Source organism: Paenibacillus psychroresistens, assembly GCF_009728935.1.
GTDB classification, from domain to species: Bacteria; Bacillota; Bacilli; order Paenibacillales; family NBRC-103111; genus Paenibacillus_AC; species Paenibacillus_AC psychroresistens.
Genome location: NZ_CP034235.1, coordinates 7641321 through 7666511 on the forward strand (window position 1 = coordinate 7641321; position 25191 = coordinate 7666511).

Annotated in this window: 18 protein-coding genes; 8 read left to right on the plus strand and 10 right to left on the minus strand. The window is 41.8% G+C overall.

Features of this window, described 5'->3' with window-relative positions; all coding sequences use genetic code 11:
* Positions 1–2: 2 nt before the first annotated feature.
* Positions 3–644 carry a PAQR family membrane homeostasis protein TrhA gene (gene trhA, locus EHS13_RS34310; RefSeq protein ID WP_155704716.1) on the minus strand — a complete coding sequence of 214 codons (642 nt, stop codon included), beginning with the start codon at positions 642–644 and terminating at the stop codon, positions 3–5.
* Positions 645–738: 94 nt separating this feature from the next.
* Here trhA and EHS13_RS34315 point away from each other — a divergent pair, with 94 nt between their 5' ends.
* Positions 739–1236, plus strand: a complete 498-nt coding sequence (locus tag EHS13_RS34315; RefSeq protein WP_155704717.1) for a hypothetical protein — start codon at positions 739–741, stop codon at positions 1234–1236.
* On the opposite strand, the gene EHS13_RS34320 is transcribed toward EHS13_RS34315, so the two are convergent.
* From EHS13_RS34320 to EHS13_RS34345, 6 genes are all read right to left on the minus strand, one after another.
* Complete coding sequence (locus tag EHS13_RS34320; protein WP_155705628.1) at positions 1196–2047, minus strand: MBL fold metallo-hydrolase; 852 nt, start codon at positions 2045–2047, stop codon at positions 1196–1198. The genes EHS13_RS34315 and EHS13_RS34320 overlap by 41 nt on opposite strands.
* A 27-nt stretch (positions 2048–2074) precedes the next feature.
* On the minus strand, positions 2075–3316 hold the full coding sequence (locus tag EHS13_RS34325; protein WP_155704718.1) for an aminopeptidase: 1242 nt from the start codon (positions 3314–3316) through the stop codon (positions 2075–2077).
* 65 nt (positions 3317–3381) lie between these two features.
* Positions 3382–5646, minus strand: a complete 2265-nt coding sequence (locus EHS13_RS34330; protein WP_162463395.1) for a bifunctional diguanylate cyclase/phosphodiesterase — start codon at positions 5644–5646, stop codon at positions 3382–3384.
* Positions 5647–5674: 28 nt separating this feature from the next.
* On the minus strand, positions 5675–6844 hold the full coding sequence (locus EHS13_RS34335) for an SAM-dependent methyltransferase (protein WP_155704720.1): 1170 nt from the start codon (positions 6842–6844) through the stop codon (positions 5675–5677).
* A gap of 173 nt (positions 6845–7017) precedes the next feature.
* Positions 7018–11451, minus strand: a complete 4434-nt coding sequence (locus tag EHS13_RS34340) for an Ig-like domain-containing protein (protein WP_155704721.1) — start codon at positions 11449–11451, stop codon at positions 7018–7020.
* Between the two features lie 196 nt (positions 11452–11647).
* Positions 11648–12688: a LacI family DNA-binding transcriptional regulator gene (locus tag EHS13_RS34345; RefSeq protein ID WP_155704722.1), complete on the minus strand. Its 1041-nt coding sequence runs from the start codon at positions 12686–12688 to the stop codon at positions 11648–11650.
* A gap of 195 nt (positions 12689–12883) precedes the next feature.
* Between EHS13_RS34345 and EHS13_RS34350 the strand changes: the two genes are divergently transcribed.
* Together EHS13_RS34350 and EHS13_RS34355 are read left to right on the plus strand one after the other, a co-directional pair.
* Complete coding sequence (locus tag EHS13_RS34350) at positions 12884–13423, plus strand: Gmad2 immunoglobulin-like domain-containing protein (RefSeq protein ID WP_162463396.1); 540 nt, start codon at positions 12884–12886, stop codon at positions 13421–13423.
* 111 nt (positions 13424–13534) lie between these two features.
* Entirely contained in the window at positions 13535–14083 is a 549-nt protein-coding gene (locus EHS13_RS34355; RefSeq protein ID WP_193571464.1) for a hypothetical protein, read from the plus strand.
* 81 nt (positions 14084–14164) lie between these two features.
* On the opposite strand, the gene EHS13_RS34360 is transcribed toward EHS13_RS34355, so the two are convergent.
* The 3 genes from EHS13_RS34360 to EHS13_RS34370 form a co-directional block, all read right to left on the minus strand.
* Positions 14165–15163, minus strand: coding sequence for an oxidoreductase (locus EHS13_RS34360; RefSeq protein ID WP_155704724.1), 999 nt, complete (start codon positions 15161–15163; stop codon positions 14165–14167).
* 421 nt (positions 15164–15584) lie between these two features.
* Positions 15585–15908, minus strand: coding sequence for a hypothetical protein (locus tag EHS13_RS34365; RefSeq protein WP_155704725.1), 324 nt, complete (start codon positions 15906–15908; stop codon positions 15585–15587).
* A 1-nt stretch (position 15909) separates the two neighbouring features.
* Entirely contained in the window at positions 15910–17763 is a 1854-nt protein-coding gene (locus EHS13_RS34370) for a hypothetical protein (protein WP_155704726.1), read from the minus strand.
* A gap of 180 nt (positions 17764–17943) precedes the next feature.
* Between EHS13_RS34370 and EHS13_RS34375 the strand changes: the two genes are divergently transcribed.
* From EHS13_RS34375 to EHS13_RS34395, 5 genes are all read left to right on the plus strand, one after another.
* The gene (locus EHS13_RS34375) at positions 17944–18426 is read left to right on the plus strand and encodes a glutathione peroxidase (RefSeq protein WP_155704727.1); all 483 of its coding nucleotides are present in this window, start codon (positions 17944–17946) and stop codon (positions 18424–18426) included.
* A 60-nt stretch (positions 18427–18486) separates the two neighbouring features.
* On the plus strand, positions 18487–18945 hold the full coding sequence (locus tag EHS13_RS34380) for a MarR family winged helix-turn-helix transcriptional regulator (RefSeq protein ID WP_155704728.1): 459 nt from the start codon (positions 18487–18489) through the stop codon (positions 18943–18945).
* 115 nt (positions 18946–19060) lie between these two features.
* Positions 19061–20002 (plus strand): lysylphosphatidylglycerol synthase domain-containing protein, encoded by a 942-nt coding sequence (locus EHS13_RS34385; RefSeq protein WP_227013694.1) that lies wholly within the window; start codon positions 19061–19063, stop codon positions 20000–20002.
* A complete protein-coding gene (locus tag EHS13_RS34390; protein WP_155704729.1) occupies positions 19999–21192 on the plus strand; it encodes a glycosyltransferase family 4 protein in 1194 nt (397 codons plus the stop codon). The genes EHS13_RS34385 and EHS13_RS34390 overlap by 4 nt, the downstream gene beginning before the upstream one ends.
* A 344-nt stretch (positions 21193–21536) precedes the next feature.
* On the plus strand, positions 21537–25130 hold the full coding sequence (locus EHS13_RS34395; protein ID WP_155704730.1) for a collagen binding domain-containing protein: 3594 nt from the start codon (positions 21537–21539) through the stop codon (positions 25128–25130).
* Positions 25131–25191 lie beyond the last annotated feature (61 nt).

Consider the following 25191-nt stretch of genomic DNA (forward strand, 5'->3'; position numbering starts at 1 on the left):
ACTTAAGGCAGAATATACAGTAAAATCACAAAGAAGTGAAAAATCGAGCCTGCCAGCACGAATAAATGCCAGATAGCATGATGATAAGGAAAACTCCGCCAAACATAGAAAACCGTTCCTACGGTATAGAGCAGACCGCCGATAATCAGCAGTGTTAATCCGTTTCCACTTAAGTTTAACAGCAACGGCTTCCAAGCAAATACAATTAGCCAGCCCATGAGAATATAAAGGATGGTCGATGTATACAGGAATTTTTTGGCATAGAAAGCTTTAAAGACAACCCCCAACACAGCCATGCCCCAAACAACACCGAATAAAACCCAGCCTAATTTGCCTTGAACCACATGAAATAGCAGCGGCGTGTAACTCCCGGCAATAAAAAGATAAATCGCAGAATGATCAAAAATCTCAAACAGATCCTTCGTTTTCCCCTCGGGAAAGCTATGTACGAGTGTTGAGCTTAGATAAAGCAGCAGCATCGTAACCCCATATATTAAAAAGCTGACCACATGCAAAGCGGTTCCTTCCAAGCTTGAGAATACAACCAAGAGAACAATTGCAACAATACTTAGCGCAGCTCCAATTCCATGAATCGTCGCATTCGCCAGCTCTTCCTTTTTACTAAAAACGTGTGTAGCTGCCATAAGATGCACCCTTTCCGAAAGCTATGTTTTTATTATAATACATATGCGTTATAATCTAAACAAACTCAAAATCAATCTAAACTCTGGAGGCACTATGCTTACTTTTGAAGAAAAGCTTGCGGTAATAACAACATTCCCTGAATTACAAAAAAAAGACGTATCCATGGGACGCGTCAATTTCCATTATGAAGCTAGTATTGTCGATAAGAAAATCGTTGTTTATCATCTGCACCCTAACGGCAACGGCTTCGTTTATGCCGAGCAAATTCCACATACCGCTACGGATGATAAAGGCTTTGTTAATATTCGTGAATTTACAGCAGATGAGCTTCGCTCAATCATTCAAGCATCGATTCAATCCTTATCCAATCCTGCTATACCACTGATGGTTTCATCGCCAGCTTTTCCTGAATTATCTCAGGAAACCATTCTCTCCTCCGAAAGCTGGGAAGACGGGGAAGGCCAAACCCTCACTCTCGTCGAGGAAGACGAGCTCTGGAATGTGTATACAGGCTCTAATCTCGAGATGGCTTTCGAAACTTATACGGAGGCTAAAAAGTATCTGAAGGATGAGGGCTTTTGGCGTTCTTAAGCTGTAGCTCCTTTTTCATTAGGGCTTTGTTATCCGCATGAAATTTTCTCATCCCAATGGGAAATGGCCGCTCGTTGACAAAAGCATCCAAAGTCAGCTCATCCCCTGTAACTATCGATTCACGTAAGCTGGCAATGTACTGCAGCGAATGCTCGTATCTCAGCAGCATGTCTGTTTGAATCGTCGTTACATTGCCATGCCCAGGGATCAAAAGATTAATGGGATGCACCTGCATAATCTCTTTGAATTTCTCGATTGTTTCTTCATAATCCACACTGCTGGAATAGATGTAGGGAAACTCAATATCCGATAAATAATCACCAGCGATAAATATCCCCAGAGGCTCAACAATCGTAAAAATACCATCCGCCGTATGGCCCGGAGCCAGATAAAAGGTCAACCGGGTGCCGCCAACCGTGACAATCTGTCCATCCTTTTTAATCACAATATCTACTCTCGGGAAAGCAATCTCATAATCCCGAGAGATATAATAACGATCATCAAAATCCTTGATTTGCTGTAAAATATCGTCCTTCTCCACACAGTTAACAAGAGCTTCACTCGCGATAATAGTCGCACTAGGAAATGCGGAATAGCCAATAATATGATCCCAATCACTATGCGTAAAAACCAGATACAACGGGCGATCTTTTCTAATTTGCTCCACATAATACCGAATCGCTTCTACCTCTTGCGGGAGCCAATTCGGATCAACGACCACAACGCAATCATCCGTCTCAACCACACTTGAGGTTGTATGAAACAGCGCACTTTGAAACACCGTTAAATTCTTCGTTTTATAAGCAATCATCGGTTTCACCTATTCCTTTAGAGCTTTTTAATCTGTAAAGGCAACCCAGTTTCCATTACGAATTAACGGTTCAACCTTGCCATCCTTCGTCACTCCATCAATATTCATCTCAGCGGATCCAATCATGAAATCGACATGCACCAGACTCGTATTCACGCCATGGCTTGCATAATCAGCCTCTGCCATATCCGAGCCGTCTTTAATATTGATTGGATAAGCTTTCCCAATAGCCAGATGGGATGAAGCATTCTCATCAAATAAGGTATTGTAGAAAATAAGGTTTGTATTCGAGATCGGGGAGTGGTGCGGCACTAAAGCAGCCTCGCCTAATCGTCGCGCGCCTTCATCCGTATCCAGCAAATGCTTCAAAGTGTCATAGCCTTCTTCAGCAGTGAAATCAACCACTACTCCATCCTTGAAGGTAAGAGAAAAGCCGTTGATCAACGTTCCGCCGTAATTCAAAGGCTTCGTACTGCGTACAACTCCATTTGCACCATCCTTGTGCGGCATTGTGAATACTTCCTCAGTTGGCATATTCGGGCTGAATTGCACGCCTTTATCGGTTACTGCCGAGCCACCGTGCCAGATATGATTTTCCGTAAGCTCCACGCTTAAATTCGTTCCCGGCGCTTCGTATACCAGCTTTTTATATTGCTTCTTATTTAAATATGCACTTGTGACAGCAAGATTAGTTTTATGCTCTTTCCACGCTTGAATCGGATCTTCAACACTCACTCGAGTCACTTCAAAAATAACTTCCCACAGCTGCTGCATGGCTTCTTCAGTCTCTAAATCCGGATACATCTTCTGAGCCCATTCTTCTGTCGGTACAGCTACAATGGACCAAGCCGCTTTGTCCGCCATTAAATAACTGCGGTACTTTTGCAAAGCTAGTGCTTGCGTTTTATTAGCTGTAGCAATTCGTTCAGGCGAAATATCCTTCAATAGATCCGGATTAGGTGCATATACCGTTAAGAATGCAGCACCGCCTGCTGCTAATTCTTCCATCCCGCTTGCTTTCCACATCGGAAATTCAGTAAAGGCTTCATCTGGTGCATGCGTAAATTTAATATGGCCAAGCTGATCATCGTTCCATTCCACATGTACATTTTTTGCTCCAGCTTCATATGCTTTTTGCGCAATTTTACGAACCAGCTTATACGAAAGAATCGGTGCATTAATCACCAAGGTTTGTCCTTGTTGGACGTTCACCCCGGTTTTAACGGCAAGATTGGCATATTTCTCTAAATTTTCTTCAAATGAATACATGGAAACGCTCCTTCGTAAGGCATGAATTTTGTGTTTTTGTGAAAATTTTGCTGCGTAAGCCTATTTTAATTTAGCTTTAGATTACTCTGATTATGGAATATTTCCTCTAACCCGTCAACTTCAGTTGGGCGATAGAAGTAATAGCCTTGGATTTGTGAACAGCCATTTTCGAGCAGATACTCCGCTTCTGCCAGCGATTCCACCCCTTCTGCAATCACTTCCAAGCCGAAGGATTGAGCAAGAAAAATCATGGTTTTAATCATCGCGCGATCTTTTTCATCCGTTTGAATCCCTCTTATAAAGGATTGATCCAGCTTAATCTTAGTTACAGGAAAACGCTTGAGGTAGCTCAATGACGAATAGTTCATTCCAAAATCATCTACTGAAATCGAAACACCTAGCTGGCGTAATTCTCGTAGAATACCCAACTCTTCATCTTTCATGCCTATATTTTCTGTGATTTCTAGCTCAAGGTATTTGGCTTCTAATCCGGTTTGTTGAAGAATCATCCGCACTTTATCCACTAGCTGCTCATCTTGAAATTGCTTTACGGAGAGATTTACTGCTAGTTTTATGCGAGGAAGGCCGGCATCATGCCAGATTTTCATCTGATTACAGGCTTGCTGCAGCACCCAGTCACCGATAGGAATGATGATACCCATTTCCTCAGCCAAAGGAATAAAAGTGGCCGGTGAAATGTAGCCTTTAGTCGAATGATTCCATCGCAGCAAGGCTTCCACTCCAATTATCTGCCCTTTCAGGCAATCTACCTGTGGTTGATAGTGAAGCAATAGCTCCTTGCGCTCCAATGCTTGTCTTAAATGACTAACCAGCTCCATCTTGGCAATGGTGTCGCTCTCCATCCTGCGATTAAAGAACTTATAGCTGCTGCCTCCGGCTTTTTTAGCTTCATACATGGCAATATCCGCGCTTTTAAACAGCTCTTCAACCGTTTTTCCACCCGTAGGATATCGGGCAATACCAATACTCAGCGCAACATAATATTCCTGCCCACCTAGATCACAAGGGTCCTTAAGCAAGCTAAGCATATTCTCCACAACCCTGCAAATCTGCTCTTCTCCTTGCTGCTCTATGAGTAACAAGGCAAATTCGTCGCCGCCTAATCTAGCAAATAAATCTATCGGAAGCTCAACCTGCTGAATACGTTTTGCAATCTCTTTTAGCAACAGATCTCCCATGTAATGTCCGTAGGTATCATTGACCAGCTTAAAATCATCTAAATCAAAATAAAGCACAGTAGCACTTTGTAAAGCTTCCTCATCTCTCAATTGCTGCAATACCTCGTCGAGCCGTGAATGAAACCGCACCCGATTCGGAATGTTCGTTAGTGCATCCGTGTAGGCCATATAGGAAAATCGCTGCTCGGATTTACGTAATTCCAGTTCACCCGAAATAAGCTCTTTATTAACTGAAATCAAGTATTCATTGGTCAGCAGCAGCTCTTGAGTACGCGAGGCTACTTTTAATTTAAGTTTATTGCGTTGGTAGAGAATGCTTGTAAAAAAACCAAATACCAGCAAAAGTGTCAGATAGCTGCCTAACCGCATCAGCAGGATTTGTAAGTGAACTTCTTTGATTCGATCTGGATTAGGCTGTGCTGCAACCTCCCATTCTCCTTCAGCCAAAACTAGCGTGTTCAAGAAAAATTTACCTTGAAACACGCTATCTGACCCATAGAATGCTGGATGTCCCGGAATTCGAACAGCCAATACCGAATCATGATTATTCGTTTGCACCATTTCTGATTTGTTTAAGATATCATCTAAATCAAGTCCAACAGAGACGAATCCCCAGAATGTATTGTCCCGGTAAAGAGCTTTACGTGCCACCAATCCATTATTACCTTGCGCCAGCTTAAAAGGTCCATTAACCGTGATTGCTTTGGATTGAAAAGCTCGTTCTAATTGCCGCTTGATCATCTCACGGGGATCATGAAGCAAATCGAAATTAACGAAGCTCTCATTTCCCTCTACGGGATAAATAAATTTCACAGTGCCTGCAGGTGCAATATAATAGTTAAAAGCTGCACTGCCCCCACCTTTGTATAACGTTTTTAAATAGTCATTCACATCGCTGTCTGAAGTATTATACAAATAATTGGAGGTTACCACATAAGCCTCTAAAGCACTCATAAAGTTAAAATTGCGATCAATGATTGACTTTAGAGTAAGCACTTTTGCAGATAACTGGACCCTTGTCGATAAATAAACACTTTCCTTCAAGCTCTTCTCATAATTTTGAATCATTGATTCAATTAGACAAGCAAGTAATGAAGCGAGGATGACGCCAACTAAGATGTATTTTTTCATATGTGTTTCCCCACTTCTCATGACATTCTTATCCATTGTAAAGAAAGTCACGGGTTAAAGCCAGTTGATTATTCAAACCTTTTGTAAAAACAATCTGGTGCAAATTAATGCCATCCCTGCGAAAAGCCGATGCGCTGGCACGCAAGTACAAACGCCACATCCGCACAAATTTCTCTCCGTACATCTCTCTCACTTGATCCTCATGAGCGTCATACGCATCTGCCCAATGATCCAAGGTCATCGCATAGTGGATTCGCAAGCTTTCAATATCTGTTACGTGAAAATTATACTCAGGCAGAAGATTTACAATCTCACGAAGCGAAGGAATATACCCCCCAGGAAAAATATATTTTTCAATCCATGGATCTGGCTTTTGCTCAATGGGATGGGTAATTGTATGTAAAACGGCTACGCCTTGATCCTTCAACAAACGATCTACAGCCTTCATAAAATGCGGATAATTCGCTTGTCCAACATGCTCGAACATCCCCACGCTTGAAATTTTATCATAAGCACCTGTTGCAGGCGCTGCTAGCTCTTGATAGCTGATCAGCTCAACTTCAACCTGACCCTGCAGTCCGTTCTCAATAATTCTTTCTTGCACCTTCTTGTACTGCTCTTCGCTTAAGGTGATACCCTTGGCTTTAACCCCATACTCCAGCGCTGCTCTAATGATTAATCCGCCCCAGCCACAACCAATATCCAATAAAGTTTCACCGCTTTTTAATTGCAGCTTCCGTAGAACATGGTCGATTTTCTGTTTTTGGGCTTGTTCGAGAGAATCCTCAGGTGTTTTGAAATAGGCACAAGAGTAGCTCATCGATGGATCCAGCCAGATGGCATAGAATGCATTGCCTACATCATAATGGTGCTGAACATTCTCTTTTTGCTTACCTATCGAAGTGAGCTTGTTCCAGCGAGTTATCGCCTTAGTCCAGAACACACTATGATTTATATTAGCTAATTTAAGCATCTCTTCTAAGCTGCCTTCTACTTCTATGTGACCATTCATATACCCTTCACCGAAAGTCATAACCGGCTCTTTAATAAACTTGGCTAGCGAAACCTCTTCGCGAAAAATCAGTTTAAACCTAGGCTCACCTTCTCCAAAATTTTCTTTAGAATCGTCCCAATAGGAAACCTCAAACGGAATCCCCTTTAATCCTTTGAAAAATTGATGAAACGCTTTTTTCTTCATGCTCAATCCCTCCTGAATATATGCTCAAGAAATCTCACAGCAGTTGCCTATTTTTTCATACTACATAACTAATTCTTTTATTCTATGTTAATTCCCTTCCCTTCATCAAACAATTATTCAGTTAAAAAATAACCCGCTTGCTAATTAGCAACAAGTGGGCTTATTTCGGTTTTTTATTTAACTGTTATTGCGGTCTTAGCTACTTTCGCACCATCACTGCTTGTTGCTGTAATGGTTGCTTTGCCTACACTGACTGGATGTACCAAGCCGTTTGAATCGACAGTCGCTACAGCAGAATTGCTGCTTTCCCAAATTATAGCCTTGTCCACTACATCCGCAGGAAGAATTTTAACCCCTAAAGCCAGATCAGCTCCAGTAACCGTTAAAGTCGCAGAGGTTTTATTAACCGTGAATGTTGTAATGGCTTTAATGACGTTCACAGTGATGGTATCTGTAATTAAGCCATCCTCGGTAGTTGCTGTTATGATAGTTGAGCCTAGAATACTGCCGGCTTTTACCGCTCCCGTTTTGGCACCTACTGTAGCCACGTTTTCGTCACTGCTCTTCCAGCTTACCTTTAAATTAGTAGAAGTAAGTGGAAGGACGGAAGCCTTTAGGGCCAGAGCTGATTTAAGATTAATCGAAATCACATCTGGATGAAGTAATTTAATACTCTTCACTGAATTAGGCACCGTGATTATGACTTTAGCTGATTTTGCCCCTTCTACCGTAGTAGCGGTAACAGTTGCCGTACCTGCACTTACAGCATGCACAGCACCATCGCTATCTACCGTAGCTACTGCTGGGTTACTGCTGTTCCAAGTAACTGATTTATCTGTTGCATCTACTTGTTTGAAAATAGGGACTAAGGTAATATCTGCAGCACCTACTTTTAAGGTTTCTTTTGTGCTAGCAAAGCTTATGGTTGAGTTAGGAATAATTACTATCACGGTGATATTATCTTTGAATCCACCATCACTGGTATGCACGCTTATTGTGGCTGTACCCACTGCAAGTCCTTTAACGAGTCCTGTTGTACTCACCTCAGCAACAAAACTGTTAGTGCCCCACGTTACCTTAGGATCTCTAGCCGTAGCAGGGGTTATTGCTGATTTCAATGAAATGGTGGTATTGAGCTTCAATGTAAGAGGTCCTGTGTTTACTATTCGTACACTAGCGACTGGAATTGGAACGGTTATGGTGACTTTGGCTATTTTTGCTCCATCAAGCGTTGTTGCAGTGATTATGGTTGTACCTGCCGCAACAGCATGTACAAAACCACTTGAATCTACTGTAGCTGTAGCCGTATTGCTGCTAGTCCATATAGCTTTCTGTATAGTTGCATCCGAAGGCCCAATTGTTGGGGTTAGTTGAAGGTCAGTATCGCCAATCTTTAGAGTTACCGCCTTAGGATCTATCGTAAATGTAGCTAATGATGTTTGGATGATCGTTACCTTCGTGGTATCTGAGTACATTTTGTCATAGGTGGAAGCGGTTATGGTTACTTCACCAATAAGTTTTGGGGTGACTAAGCCGGCTGTATTAACTTCTGCGACTGTTGGATCACTGCTCTTCCAAATGAGCGTCCTATTCGTACCTGTATTAAACAGAGTCACTTTTAGTGAAGTGGGTTTATTTAGGTTCAAAAATAATTCATCTGCAGCTAATGCTATTCCGTTTATTGCGATGGTTTTTGAAGCTTGCTTGCTTCCATCCACTGTTTTACCTGTAATAACAGTTGTTCCAGCATGGCCTCCAGTAACGGTACCTGAGGAATCTACCGTTGCTACCCTTGGTAAACTGCTCGTCCAAATTATATCTTTAATCGTAGCATCTGGTGGATCAAAGGAAGGAACCATTGGTAAAGTGCCTTGGTAAGTTATTGTTGTGACCGAAGGAGATAAAATCAGAGCTTTGACTGGGACAATGACTTTGACTGGGATTTTACTTGTGATCCCCTCAGGAGTAACAACCTTTATAAAGGTATCGCCAACACTAACGGTAGTTGCCTTACCTGTTATTGGATCAACCGTTACGATAGCTGTGTTTTCACTTGACCAACTCAATACCTTGTAAGTTGCTGTCGTTGGTGTAAGGGCTGCCTTCATCGTGAAAACGGCTTGCCCCATTTTTAAAGTTAGCGTACTAGGCGTAATCGTTACGGCCGTTGCTTTAGTCGGCACTGTAACGGTAGACTTCGCTGATTTACCCCCTACCTGTGAGGTGGCTGTAATGATAGCCGTACCTAGAGCAATAGCATGAATCGAACCGTACGTACCCACCGTGACTGACTTAGTATTGCTTGATGTCCAGATTAGCTTAGTATTCGTTGCACCAGATGGTGATACCGCTGCATGCAGACTGATATCTGAATCCCCTACGTTTAGGAAGACTTTACTCTCATCCGCATTCAACTCAACCTTGGTTACGGGTACAGTTACATTCACAATCGCTGCATCCGTTAAGCCGTTAGCTGATTTAGCCTCGATCTTAGTAGATCCTGTCCCAACTACTGTAATTACACCTGTATTGGATACCGTTGCCACATTAGAATCGTAAGTGCTCCATGTGACTGTTTTCATTGTTGTCGTTAGAGGTGTAAATTGAGCAGTTAACGTTGTTTTCGGTGATGTCAGAGTTAGGTTTAATTCTCGTTTGCTTAGGGTGATGAAGGTCGCTTCTACACCCTGTGAGCGGTTTACGGTTATTACATAATCATTACTAACCGTCCCCCCTTGTGAAGTCACATGAATGTTTATATTGTTCAAGCCTAGACTTAAATTAATCGCCCCACTGGCATTTCCACTAGTGACTGGCGTACCGTTCACCGTAATCGTTGACCCCTCAACAGCTACAGTCGGCGTTACAGTAAGACTGGTTGTTGTATCAGTTACAATAGCTTTATAACTCGTTACGGCACCTGAAAACTTAGGATTCACTGTCCCTTGGGAGAGAATAATGCTTCGCAAACTAGCATTCGGGCTTGCTGCAATTCCAACAACACTAACAGTCATTGCATTCTGACTTGGACTTACGGCTGTAATGGAAACATTCGAAGCTGTACCGTCATAAAATTTACTGCTCGGATTCGTTGAGTCAGAGAAGGTCTTATATAGGGAAGAGCCTGCGAAGTAATGGTCATACCAATCTTCTGATCTAGTATCCAATTGATTTTTTCCGTTTGCTTCTATAATTTTAATCCCTTTATGGGCATCGTTATTATTGACTTTATTAGATCCTAAGGTTGAAGAAATAACTCCTTCATCAATATGGTAAATAGCTATACCACCGTGAAGTACGTATGCAGCAAGCGCAGCATCATACCCGTTAAACTGCCGATTTTCTATTAAGAAGTATTCGGCTGGATTGGATGTCGATACCCTATAAACATCTCCTGCGTTAGCATCTACTAGATTGCTAGTAGTCGCTTCAGGCGCAGTTGTAAAGCCCAAAAACATTTTGGACCAGGCATCAAAATGAGAAGGGGAGCCGCCCACCTCAGTGCTTGATGTGTAACCCCAGCTTCCACTTGCCATTAAGCTATGAATCCCCAGACCGGATGAAGAACTGTCGGTATCATAAAGATCAGGCAGACCAAGATCATGCCCTAGCTCGTGGCACAAAATACCGATTGTTGCCATATGAGTACCGTGCATTTCGCCAAATTGAACATAGCCGCCAGAATGATAGGGATCAACTAAGGTAACATTATCTAGTGTGGGTGGTACAATATAATAAAGAGAGGACTTATGCCCCCAAACAGTCGGTGCAGGATCATCATGTGAAGCTTCATTTCCTGCAATGATTGTCATAATATGTAGCTCGTCCATAGAGACATAACCATCTAGATTTTTATCGAAGGACGCAAAATTGATCTTCGCATTTGCTGCGCTCAAAGCATCACTTACAATCTGTTCATTTCGAACATCTGTATCGTTACTTGTATTCGGATGGGCTCGACTCAATGTAATCTTAATCACACCATCATCTGTAATACCTGAAGTTTCTTCTGCAGGTAAAAAGTAAAATTGATTATTAGAAACCTCTTTATAATAGCTGTTTACAGAATTAGTAGCACCAAAAATCTCATTGCTCCAAGCCGCTTCGCTATTTTGAATAATTTTATTGTTGAAGCTTACAAGAATCACCAGTAACTTATGGGGCATAGTAAGGTTATGTGAGGTTAAAATGGGTGCAGCTGATTGACTTAACGAAAAGTCCGTGGTTGCACTTCTTAAACTGACCTGCTTTGAAGGGGCATCCCCACTTACCTCATCAATAATCTCCTGAGAGGTTACTATTCGTGCTGGGGGCGGATCGATAGCATATTTAATACTAGAAGCTATTACTTTATTATCTGAAATTTGTACATAGTACCAGAACTTATCCAAACCTTGTATAATTACTTCATTTTTAGCCGTAGCAATCCAATTTTTCCACTCATCACCCTTAATTGTTGCAGTGAAATGCTCCCCAGTTGGCTGTGTATAGTCTTGTAAAAGTACCAATGCTGGTCCTGCATGTGCTCTAGTACTAGCAAAAGTTAACGAACCTATCAATAAAAGTGAGAAGAGAGTTGCACGGATAAAAAAAGAAGTAGATTTCATAGACAGCCTCCATGCTGATGTATTGATTCCTACTCCATTTATCGACAATTTTTTGGGTTTATTTAGGTTTATTTTTACAACTCCAGTTTGTGGAAGGTTTGGAAGGCGGCTGTGTTAGGAGGTGCGCTTGTGTGGTTGTTGAACGCTCACAAAAAGACAAGCCCTTATGACTTTAAAGTCTAATGGCTTGTCCAATTTATCGAGAAAACCGTTCAAATTCAAAAGCAGCTGTAGCGCTAAAATCAGTGGAATTGCGGATTTTTAGTGTAGTTGGAAAGAGTATGTTTATTGTTTCTTTATGGACTCCAAGGATGGCATCTTCAATGATTTGGACAGCCTTCGCCGTCATTTCGTAGACCGGAACGGAAACCGATGAAAGCTTAGGTGTAACCAAGGTAGATAAGGGTTCATCGTCATAGCCCATCACTGCAATGTCCTCGGGAATCTTAACATTCCGGCTCTCAAGGAATTTCAAAGCGCCTATAGCTACTGAATTATTAGCTCCTACGATCGCAGAAGGCAGTGGGAATCTTTTTAAAAGCTGCTGAACTGCATTATAGCCATCCTCAATCTGAAAAGCCGCGCTTTCTACCACTAAATTATCCTCATAGGCAATTCCTGCTTGCTCTAAAGCTTGTTGATACCCTTTTAGGCGTTGCTGGCCTGTATCCAAATTCAGCCCTGATGCAATATAGCCGATTCTTCTATGTCCAATCGAGGTTAGATGCTCTACTGCTTTAAACATCCCACTGCAATCATCGACTCCAACCGAATGAATCGCGGTTCCTGGGAAGGATCTTTTATAGGAAACGACTGGGATTTTCTCGGCAATCAGATAAAGCTCCTCAAGCACAGAATCCTTCCAGCCATAGGTGGAAACGATCAATCCATCCACACCCCGCATGAAAATCTGTTGCATCTTTTGAGCGGAAAACTCATCGTGCGGCTCGGTCGAGAATAAGAAGGGTACTTTCCCCTTTTCACTTAATCCAATAGAAACTCCGCGGAAAAACTCCATAAAATACGGATCATTCGTATACGGTACCATGACACCGATCGAGTTAGATGTCTTGGTTCGCAAGCTCCGCGCCACCATATTCGGCTTATAGTTTAATTCAGCTATAGCCAGCTCCACGCTCTTCTTCATCCTCGGTGAAACCGCATACCCATTCAATACCTTGGAAACGGACCCGGTCGAAACCCCTGCTAATTCTGCAACATCCTTAAGCTGTATCATTAAGCTACCACCCTACATTTTCATCATTTTGGAAAACGATTCATTTCATTATAATCCTAGGATAGTGGTATATGATAAAGGTGTCAATTCTTATTACCCCCTAAACAGTAGATTGAAAATTCAAAAAGTGGTTTAATATTATGATAATAACTTGAAATAATAACATACTATAGACTAAAAAGGCGGTGCATACCTTTGCAAATCAAATCCCATAACTTTCTTAAAATAGCGTTCATAATTGTATGTTCGATTTCAATTACAGCATGTACTTCCGACGATTCCAAAAAACCTGAAGCTTCAGAGACTATGAATGTGCAGCAAACAGTTGTGCCAACGTTATTGCCATCCATTTCTCCTTCGCCAACTCTGACTCCTTCACCAGCTCCAGATACTTCAAAAGTAGTGATGGAGAATGAAGCGTTTCGCATATTCGAGCCTGCACCTAATGCTGAAGTTGGAACCACCTTTACTGTCAAGGGGCAAGCGCGTGTTTTTGAAGCCGCATTTAGTTATTCTTTTGAAGATGGCCATAAGGTTTTGTCAGAGGGAAATGTGAAAGCAGCCGCAGGTGCACCGGAATGGGCTGATTTCGAGTATACGGTCACCTATGAAAAGCCAAGCAATCCAGTTGGAGCTTTAATTATTTTTGAGAAAAGCGCTAAGGATGGGGCTTCCACCAACCAGCTTATGATTCCACTGAAGTTTAATCCAGATATTATCGAGCCTTTGCAATAATTTTTTGATTGAAAAAAGTTAAAATAGGGTAAATAAAAGAAATGAAACATAATCTATTCTCGAACGTTTTAATAAATAGCTACACAAAAGCTTGTGAAAGTGAGGTTACCTATGGTCAACTACTCTTTAAACGATCTTGAGCGAATTAAAAAAGAATGCAGACGCATGGTCATTCGGCGAGCAACAGCTTCTGGCGGCGCAGCAATAGTCCCTTTTCCAGGCACTGATTTTCTTGCTGATGTGTCGATGCTGATGCAGCTGCTTCCTGCAATTAACCAGAAGTTCGGCTTGTCCGAAGAGCAGCTTTCCGGTTTAGATAGTCGGACGAAGGCCTATATTTATGGCTACATTACAGCTATTGGCAGTCGGACCATCGGCAAAATCATTTCAAGAGAAATTGTCCTGCAGCTGATGAAAAAAGTCGGGATCCGTGTTGCATCTAAGCAAGTGGTGAAATACGTTCCTTTAGTGGGACAAGGAATGGCTGCAGCGTTAAGCTTTAGCGCGATGCGACATGCTGGCAACAGCCATATCAATGATTGTTATGAGGTCGCCCGAAAAATTATTGAGCAGCAAAATGAAGCTTGGGCGCTAAATGGAGAGCCAGTTGTCATTCCACTTGAAGCTTCCCAAGAGCGACGTTTTGCCTGGAAAATATAGATTGCGGTTGCTAATAAAGCCCGGCTCATTTTATTGAGCTGGGCTTTATTATTGATTTAATTCACGTTTTTCTATGCTTAATCAAATCGTGAACTTTACACCAGTAAGCTTCTCACTCAAAAGCCAAAGCCGCTCTGCCAATTCATGGTCAATCGCCCACGGTCGAACGCCAGTACCCTTGAGGCTATCGGCAGGGACAGCTTCTGAGATATCTACATCCTCGCAATAAACACCACCCTTATTATCTAGCTGATGGCTCGCAGCACACCAAACACTGGTCGCCGCACCTTGTTCTATTGTCTTCATATGATCAGCTTTTTCATCAGCGACAGGTTTCCCATGCTCGTCTTTCACAAGCTTTGGCCCTCTCTCCTCATCCGTTAAATGACGACTCAGATCCGTTAGGATAAGTCCGGGATGCACGGAAAACGCACGAATACCTTGCGACCGTCCGCGCTTATCAAGCTCAACTGCAAATAATGCGTTAGCCGATTTTGATTGCCCGTAAGCCTTCCATTTGTCATATTCTCTATGTTCAAAGTTCGGATCTTCCAAATCAACGCCACTAAGTCGGTGTCCGCGCGAGGAAACGGAAACGACTCGCGCACTCCCCGCTTGCAGCAAAGCTGGCAAAAGCTGCGCCACCAATTGGAAATGACCCAGATGATTCGTCGCAAATTGCGATTCATAACCTCGCGAGTCACGCAGTAGCGGTGATGCCATAATACCAGCACTATTAACTAGTATGTCTAATTGTCTTCCTGAAGCTAGAAATCGCTGCGCAAAGCTGGTGATTGAGGCTGGATCCATAAGATCCAGCGACTCCAATTCTAGTCGCGGAATACCTGCCACAGCAGCTTTCGCTTTCTCTGGTGTTCGTGCAGGCACGATTACCGTAGCCCCCGCTTCCGCCAGAACACGCGACGTCTCAAGACCAATCCCGGAATACCCTCCTGTGACAATGGCTACTTTTCCTGTCAGATCGCGGCCAGCTAACGCTTCCGAAGCGGTTGTCTGTGGGCCGAACCCCGACGGTATTGCGGTTTGAACTGTATATGCTTGGTTAGAATGAGTTTGCATCTGTAGATTCCTCCATTTATTCATCTTGTGGATCAGGTTGTCCAGCATCACTCGGGGCTATTCACCATCTCATCCACTATAATTAGCATACACCTTAGAGTTAACTTTAAGGCAAGAGTTATTTTTAGGTTCGAGCCAGTTTCAGGCTATATATCTCAGTGTACGGATAGTTGGCTGGTTGGATGCTGTAGCGATAAGAAATATTGCTACAGCACTAAGTTTATTAGAGTAATCTGCTGTAGAGATATTTAATATCGTTAGGGTGGAAGTGAGTGTAAAAAGTTAGCTAGGTTCGGGCTTGTAGCGATAAGAAATATTGCTACAGCACCCAGTTTGTTAGAGTAACCTGCTGTAGAGGTATTTAATATCTTTATGCCACTCCATCACCACACAAAACAAAAAAAGCCGTGAACTCAAGACTTTAGTCTCCACTCATCCTAATTAACAAACGATAATCCCCATTAATAAGAACGGCAATTACCACTGAGGGGTCCTTATCTTTAATCTCAAACAGCTTGCTTCCTTTTGGAAACTCATTGGATTGGAAATCCTTCGCTGGCATTGTACCCACGTGCTTTTTAACCGTACCAAGCTCTTTGTCGATATTAGCCAATGATGTGTTTTCAATAGTCGTATGGTAGTTGTGGCCATTCAAGCGCGTAACAGGGGGATAATCGGTTTGAACAGTACTGGCGCACCCAACCAATACCATTACCAAACAAATTAGAAGAACGGAAGCCCTCATCTCAATTTCCTCCCAATGGGTCTGGATTTCGCAAATAAATGATTGTATTCGCTTGTGACCCTAAAATCTCTGCCTTCTCAGGCAATAATGGGGTGTTAGCAAACTTTAGCTTTTCTAGATTAAATTTATAGGTGCCTGTAAAATCATGAATCATATATTGCCCATTGCCTATCCACCATGCAACGTCTATTCCATGCTCTGCAGTAAACAAACTTCGACTTTGCTCGCTCTCTAAATTGTAACGAAACCATTCGTAATAATTGTTATCCCCCGTTAGATATAGAGCCTCTCCACCTGCTAATAAAGTAAGATAACTAGTTGGCGCAATTCCTGTTATGTCCTTAATTTTCAAGCTCTTCCAATCCAGCCATTGCTGTTTAGATTCCCAGCGACTCTCGTCCCCTTCACCGGCAACATAATAGTTCGTATAAACGACATACTTCCCATCAAACTGAAAACCAAAGGAACTATTGCCTCGCTCTGAAATCTTCTTAACATGCCGCGGAGACGGATCATTTACATTATCAAATAAATACAACTCAACAACCCCCTTTTCCATCTCAAGCCCTGGAAGTCGATTAATACTCACGATCATCCTTCCTGTTTGAGGATCTACTTCTAGACCATCGAAGCTGGAGTAGAACGTCTTTATCCCTTTGTACGGTGATGTCCAGATGACCTTTGTTACATCCGTTTCAGGCGTATAGCTAAGAATAGAAGAATCAGACACATAGACAAAGGATCGACCATCTGGCAGCCAATGTGCAAAGTTTCCCATGTTAGCAAAACGCTTAATAACGTCCCCTTTTGAATCGAGTAAGGATACAGAAGCAACGGGATATTCCCCTTGAAAATCATCCAGCGGCTCCGTTGCTAAATAAAATTGCTTATTAGGCGATAAGTCGAGTTTCTGATACTGAGGCTGCTTGGTAAATAACGTACTGACCTTGCCTGTTGCTACATTAACTGCTTCATAAACTTTGGGTTCCCGGATTACCCCATGAAGAGCTTGCGAACTAGTAATCACATACCCCTCTGTACTTTTAACTCCATAGAAATGGATCAGAAACTGTTTAGCAATATCCTCAGGACGAGTTCGCAAAGTTATAATCAAATCACGGCTTCCCTTCCATTCAGAGGACCAATCGAGATCATTGAACTGCGCTTGCAGCAGCTTTAAAGCTTCGGTCTGATTCACATCCAGCGAAAAATGAACCTGATAGGTATACGTCTGGTCTGGCGGCATACGGAATAAAGTCCCCGATTGCTTCGCATAATATTCCGCATCTTTTTCCTCCGGGCTATGGATTTCATAAGTGAACAATGGCATATATTCAAATGTAAATTCTTTCAGCGCAGATCCATCCATAGCTCTAAATTGCACGACTAAATCAGCTTGAGGCACCTTATTTAAATGAATGGCAATCCCCTGACTATTCAGCTCATTAAAAGCAGTTACTGTGAATGGAATAGCCTGCTGATCTGTTTTTGCTGTAACGGTCACACCAGCTTTGATTTTTGCAATATCATTTAGTGTCAAGTTAGGGACATCCCGGTAATAAAAATCAATTGTGGCATCAGGGCTGTTGAAGAATAGCCGATCCACCGGCTCATACATTCTCTGCATTCCATCCTCCATTGTGCTGATATTCATTTGCTCTGGGTCGCTTAATCCTGTGAACCAGATTTCTTTTAAAGTAGTCGGTGTGGTTGTAGGTGGCGGATTACTTATATAAATGGATGGCTCCGGTTGCATCGGTTCTGATGAAACAGCAGCTGGATCTGACTCTCGAACCTTAAAAACAACAACTAGAATAAGTAAACTAAGCAAGCCTACAAGCAACCACTTTTTCATTTATTTCAATCCTTTCCATTATGTAACATATCTAATTAGACGTGGGGAATAAGGAATAGTTGCTTCCGCAAATTAAATAGCGCACTATTCATTTGACAACTATTAAATAGTGTTATATATTAATAACAGATAAGCGATACATCAATAAATTTACTATAAAAAATGAAAAGGATGATCATAATGTCAATTTATAATTTCAAAGTGAAAACGAGTAAAGGGGAGCTTAAATCCCTGGAGGATTACAAAGGTAAAGTCGTATTGATCGTCAATACAGCCAGCAAATGTATGTTTACTTCACAGTTCAAAGAGCTCCAAGATCTCTACACGCAGCATAAAAATAGTGGCTTTGAAATTCTTGGATTCCCTAGCAATCAATTTGGGGGCGGCGAAAAAGGCAGCAATGAAGAAGCACAAAGCTTCTGTCAGATTAATTATGGAGTAACTTTCCCTCTATTCGAGAAAATTGAAGTTAATGGGGATAATGCAGCGCCACTTTATAAATATCTCAAAAAAGAAGCCTCTGGAGTGCTTGGCTCCCAATCGATTAAGTGGAATTTCACTAAATTTCTTGTTGATGAAAACGGCAAGGTTCTAAAAAGATACGGATCTACGGACAAGCCATCTGCTATTGAGAAGGATCTAAAAGGTTTATTGAAAAAATAAGCTTTACTTTCTCCAAAACGAAATCTATAGTTGTGATAATTGCAAAAAGGAGTGATTATCATGTCTGCAACCGATGAAACCATTAAGCTGGATACTATGCTTTGCTTCTCCATCTATGCCTGTTCTCGTGAATTAACACGATTGTATAGACCTATCCTCAGTAAATTCAAGCTTACTTATCCGCAGTTTTTGGTCATGGTCGTGCTATGGGAAAACGGCAGCTGTATTGTATCGGATCTTGGCGAGAAGCTGCTGTTAGATTCTGCCACATTAACCCCTTTGCTAAAAAGATTGGAAGAGGCTAATTTGGTTCACCGTAAACGCTCATCTGTAGATGAACGGAAAGTCGAGATCAGCTTAACGGAGAAAGGCGAGTCGTTGAAGTCGAAGCTAAGCGATCTGCCTATAACCATTTTTACAGACATATGCAAAACCGAGGAAAATTATATTCACCTACTGAGCCAGTCCAAGCAGCTGTTGAGTGATATTCATGAAATTGCCCGCCGCGAGCCGATTTAACCCTAATTCAAAGCCCCTCTCAGATAAATGAGATGGGCTTTTTTGCTGCAATATTTAGAGTTCGTAAATGGGTAGTTCATGTTTACTAGAGGTTATATAATACCTACATAGGCAGGTGAATGATTTGTTGACTCTAAAAAGGTCGCTTCCTTACGGGCTCAGAATCGTTTTGGTTGGGAGTATCCTCTATTTTATTGTGACTGGGATTCCGTTAAATGCTGCTCAAATCGGTGACTATTTGCTTCATACTGGAGCCTACTTTTACGCTTCTTTGCTGTTGTTCAGCTTTTTCCTAGTCCTCCAAGCAAGCATTTGGGTAATCATCCTTAATGATTCTGGACGACAGCTAGGTCTAGTGAAGGGTCTAATGATTTACATCAATACGCAATTCGCTAAGTATATCCCGGGTGGATTCTGGAATTACGCCGGTCGTGTAGTGCTCACAAGTCGTGAAGGTGTTGGTTTGAGCATTCAAATGACCACGATCTTTTACGAAAATATTCTGATTGTCTTAGCCGCTTCTATTTACTCTCTTGTGCTGCTGGTTTATCTCGGGGTACTTCAGCTTTATGTTTTCCTGCTTTTCTTAGCGGCATTAGGTGTTGCTTATCTCTTCTATACGAAGGTTACGAATTCGTTACAGCTATCTGTTCGTTGGGTACTGCAAAAGCTGCATTGGAAAAAGTTCTCTGGACCTGGCTCGCTTTTGACAAGGAATCACTTTTATCAATATTTACTTTATTTTTTGAGTAGCCATTTGGTTATGGGCCTTGCTTTTTGGCTGCTGATCCGCAGCTTTCATTTATATAACATCGGGATTTTCTATGCAGCAGGCACGTTCGCTTCGGCTTGGTTACTGGGTTTACTGAGTCCTCTGCCCGGTGGAATTGGCATTAGAGAAGGGTTTCTCGTGTATTTTCTCTCGTTTCAAATGGATCCGGAAATCGCACTGCAGATATCTGTAATTGCACGAATTTGGAATGTACTGAGCGAGGTTTTGTTTTTCATGGGAATGAATGCAATTCACTATGTAACGCAAAGGATGCGACTATCATGAAACGGAATAAAGTTCTTCTCGTCACAGGTGTATTCCCTCCAGGCATTGGCGGTATGCAGAAGTATTACTATAATATAGGGAAGCATTCGAAGCATGATTTGACGGTGCTTGCACCTCATTATCCGGATGATAAAGCATTCGACGCCAAACAGTCTTTTAAAATCATTCGTGGTCCCTTTATGAAAAATGAGCGAGTGCACATTACGAGTTGGCTGCGGCTTTTTAAACATGTACGTAAGGCCATTCGCGAAGAAAACACGGAATTGACGATTTATGGCTATGTCATGATTGGTTTAATTGGTCTGATTATGCAAAAGCTGTTCGGGCATAAATACGTCATCTCTACACACGGAATGGATATGCTGCAATTCCGCCGCTTCTGGGGCTTGAATTTCATGACTAAACTGATTCTACAGCAGGCAGATGGCGTGCTTACAAACAGTGAATTCACCAAAAAACTGGTGCTGGGCTATGGCGTAGATCCAAGCAAAGTAGAGTTGGTATTCCCTGGAGTCGAGGAAATGTATGAAAAACAAAGCAAACATCCCGATTTGGTCAAAAAGCATGATTTAGAAGGTAAATATGCGCTATTAACTGTAGGACGTTTGGTTAAACGCAAGGGGCATGATCGTGTGATTGAGTCATTACCTCAGCTGATAAGAGATATTCCCGAATTGGTTTATCTAATAGTTGGTGACGGGCCAGAACGAAGCAGCTTGGAGCAGCTTGCAGCAAAGCTGGGCTTGAGCGATCGGGTTATTTTTGTAGGCAATATACATGATGAGGATTTGCTTAATCAGTATTACAATACCTGTGATCAATTCCTAATGATTGCAAGGGAGCTCGATACCGGTAATGCCGAAGGCTTTGGCATTGTCTATTTGGAGGCAGCGTGTGCCGGAATCCCGGTCATTGCTGGGAATTCCGGTGGGGCTGGCGAAGCTGTGCTGCATGAAAAAACAGGTCTAGTGGTAGACCCAAATGCAACAACTGAGATTGCTAATGCAATTCTGCGCTTAAAAAATGACCCTATACTAAGAGAAGCTCTTATCCGTCAAGGCTATGACAGAGCAAAAGGCAGCTTCCGTTATCCGATTCTTACTCAGAAATTTGACCGCTATATGCTCCGACTCTGCTCCACTGTACGAGTCAGATTTTGGGCGAAGGCAAATGCTAAAGCTGAGCTGTAAGTTTGATAAACGAATATGTTCCATTTAATTTCGGCCTGTAGATCTGCTCATTTCCAAAATGGAAGAGCTGATTACAGGTCTTTTTTAGCGCAATCAGACAAAGTAATGGGTTCAAAATGGTTCAAACCTTGTTGAAATGGGTATATAGAACCAGTGACCTATTTTTAAAATAGGCCTTCCCGATTACTCGGTTTGTAAAATATTAATTAATACAAGCTGAAGAGTAGAAAAGCTGCAATGAGAATGAACACGGACGGGAGAAGAATGTTGTAAGCCTAACCTACATAATAAACGGGATGAAATTTTCTATTACAGGTTAAAATTTGAGCTGGAGGAATTATTCAATGTTAAAAAGAAAGATCAGTATGATGATTATTGCGCTTGTGCTCATTATGCAAAGCGTAAATGGAATGGGCTTTATTAAACAGGCAAATGCTATAGCTACAACAATAGAAAGCCACTTAAACATACTGACTGGTGTAACAATGGTAGTTTATGAATCTCCCAATGTCCCTGTGACTGGCAATGTTTATAGTCAAGGCTCAGACGTAACTTTGAATTATACATGGGCTCTGCCAAACAATCATGGTTACGAAGCAGGATCTACCTTTGAATTTGCTCTTCCCGTTGAATTTGCGCTTTACAATGATATTACCAATAGCAGCCTTCTGTTTAATGGTACTCCTATTGGCTCATTTTCTGTGGATAAAGCTTCAAAAAAGGTGCTTATGACTTTTAACGATTTTATTGAAGGCCATGACGATGTTCAAGGAACTCTTACCTTTACCAGCAAGTTCGATATGACTCAAATTACCGACAGTACCACACATGTAATCCAATTCCCGGTTTTTCAACAATTACCAGATGTAACTGTACATTTCAAGCCAAACGTAGGCTTAACCATCGAGAAGAAAGGCGTCCCTCACAGCTTTAATCCCGATCAGATCGATTGGACGATCGATATTAACAAGGCTTTGGGTACTGTCCAGAATGCGGTTGTAACCGACCAAACTCCAGCTGGATTAGGTAATCCAAGCGGCATTACGATTCAACAGCTTGATGTAAGCCTCAATGGCACGACATCGATACCTGTTGTACCTGTTATTCTTAATCCAAATAATTACACAGTAACTACATCAGCTGGTGGATTGCTTACTATCACATTCCATGATTCAGCAGCGACAATCACTTCCGCATATCGTATTTCATATGTGACTTCCATTCTCGATACAGCCACGAGCTATACCAATACAGCTTCCTTCAGCGGTTCTAATCTGCCGAGTGTTGTGTCTTCAGCTACTGTGGCGGTTGTAAGAGGTGTTCATCTTGGAAAAAGATCACCTGGTTATAATTCAACAACCCAAACGATTGATTGGGAAATTAAATATAACTATGATGGAAAAGTTATCCCAGCTGGAACAGCTACGTTAACGGATCTATTCAATGATTCCCAAGATTACCTTCCTGTTTCCGCTGTCGTCTATAAAATTTCATTGAGTCCGACAGGAACAGAAACCATAGTGGGCAGCCCGTTGGTATTGAATACCGACTATACCCTTACGCCAGTTACAAGCAATGGAACTACCCAGGGCTTTACACTAACTTTTAAAGAGAATACTTCTGTAATTTACGATGCTTCATCCGCTTACAAAATTTTATACAAAACAATCTCACATGATCGGGTTGAAAGTAATACAACCATTCACAACACAGTTACTTCAGATGTTTATACAGCAACAGGCAATAGAGGCATTAATCAAATTGTTATCGCCAAGAGCAATGATAATGTAAACTACCAGAATAAAACGCTAGACTGGCATCTTACCATCAACCAAGACAATTACACGATGAAACATGTGGTTGTAACGGATACTTTTACTTCAGGCGATCTTGAATTCATTCCAGGTTCATTGGTTGTAAAACGCAATGGCGTAGATGTCGCGTCATCGGTTTATACGGTAGCTTCACTTGTACTCCATGCAGGCTTTACTGTAGACTTTCATAATCATGATATTACAGGGATTTATACGATAAGCTATAAAACTTATTTTGATAAACGAGGGCTTACTTCGACTATAAGCAATTACGTCAACAAGGGTAAAATTGAGTGGCAAGATGATTCCAATTCTCCTACCCAACATCAGGCAGAAGCAACCTCAACATTCACACCAAGAATTGAAACGAGGAATAATGGTTCCAAGTCTGGATCTTATAATGCGATAACTAAAGAAATTACTTGGACAGTTGGGCTGAACTATAACAGCCGGACAATTAATCATGCAATTTTGGCAGATACGCTTCTTGAAGGACAAGAGCTGGTTCCAAATTCCTTAAAAGTATCCGCAATGAATATTGGTTTGGATGGGACTCAAACGCTAGGTTCAGCTCTAGCAAATACGATGTATGGCCTTATTTTAAATAATGTGACTAATACCGTATATGTTAATTTTAATGGTCCAATTAATTCACCTTACTATGTAGAGTTTAAAACAAGCTTAGCTGGGAAGCTGATTGATGCTCAAATCCCTAACACAGCTCAGCTATTTGATACTCTAAACTTAGCATCCGGCAACTTAACTGCCTCAGTACCTGTAGTTTATGGTGGAGAGTATGTAGCCAAGGATGGACATCAGAACAACAATATTATAGATTGGACCGTCCATATTAATCGCGGACAATCCACAGTAAACGATGCCATTATATTAGACGAGCCAAGTGTAAACCAACTATTGTTGCAGGATTCGTTCCATCTTTTCGCTACCACCGTTAATATGGTTGGAGCTTTGACCAAAGATAGAGAATTGGTTAAGGATACCGATTATACCGTAGTCATCCACACAGATAATAACAGCAAACAAACTTTTGTATTATCATTTATTCAGCCGATTACGAAAGCATACATTTTGGAATACAAATCCGTTATTTTTGCTGATAGCCATGACACTGTTAGCAATAAGGTTACATTGAGTGGAAATAATGTGACTACAGTGAGTGTCCCCACAATCAAAAACATTGAGGTGCTGTTTTCTTCTGGATCAGGAACAGGAAGCGGAGTCATTGGCAAATTGACCGTAACCAAAGTGGATCAAGACTCCCCTAGCCTTAATCTAAGCGGCGCGACATTTGCTTTGTACCGCGATTTAGGTTCATCGGAGATACTAGTTAACACACTTACAACAGGCTTAGATGGAAAATTGGTTTTCAATAACCTTTTAGGTGGGAATTATATTCTCAAAGAGACGGTTGCTCCAGCGGGATATTTACTGGATTCAAGCGCTCACAATGTAACTATAAATTCAATCACCGAAATCAATCAGGTTGTGACCAATACGAAAATCACAACTTCTACACCGACGCCAACGCCGACACCTAGTCCAATACCCGGATCGGCAACACAATCGCCAACACCGGCACCAACCGAAGTTCCTACTGCAACACCAACGGTTACACCAACAGTTACGCCAGTTGTAACACCAACCGCAACACCGGTAGTTACACCAGTCGTAACACCGGCAGTAACACCATCAGCAACACCAGTCGTAAAACCAACTGCAACACCTCCAGGTAAAATAGAAACAACAAAACAAGACGTGCCTATAACCGGTACTGTTAAAGTACCTGAGGGAAGTACGCCTTCCATTGGTAAAGGTCCCGAACATGGAACTGTTACTGTTGGTTCAGATGGTAAATGGATATATACTCCTAAACCAGGGTTTACCGGGAGTGATTCATTTTCAATAATAATTACTGATAAAGATGGCAATGAAGAAGAAGTCTTTATTAATATTGATGTGGAAGAAGTTCCGCTAGGCGTATCACCAGGTGATGGAATGCTGCCGACGACTGGAGAATCCAGTCATATGAATGTTATATTAGCTGGTCTCTTCTTAATTATTCTGGGATTTGCGCTAAGAAGCAGGTTCTTGAAGCGAAGATAAGATAGCGATTTACTAAAGGCTCCCCTAATAAGGAGTCTTTTGTTTTGTTAGAAGCCTCTCT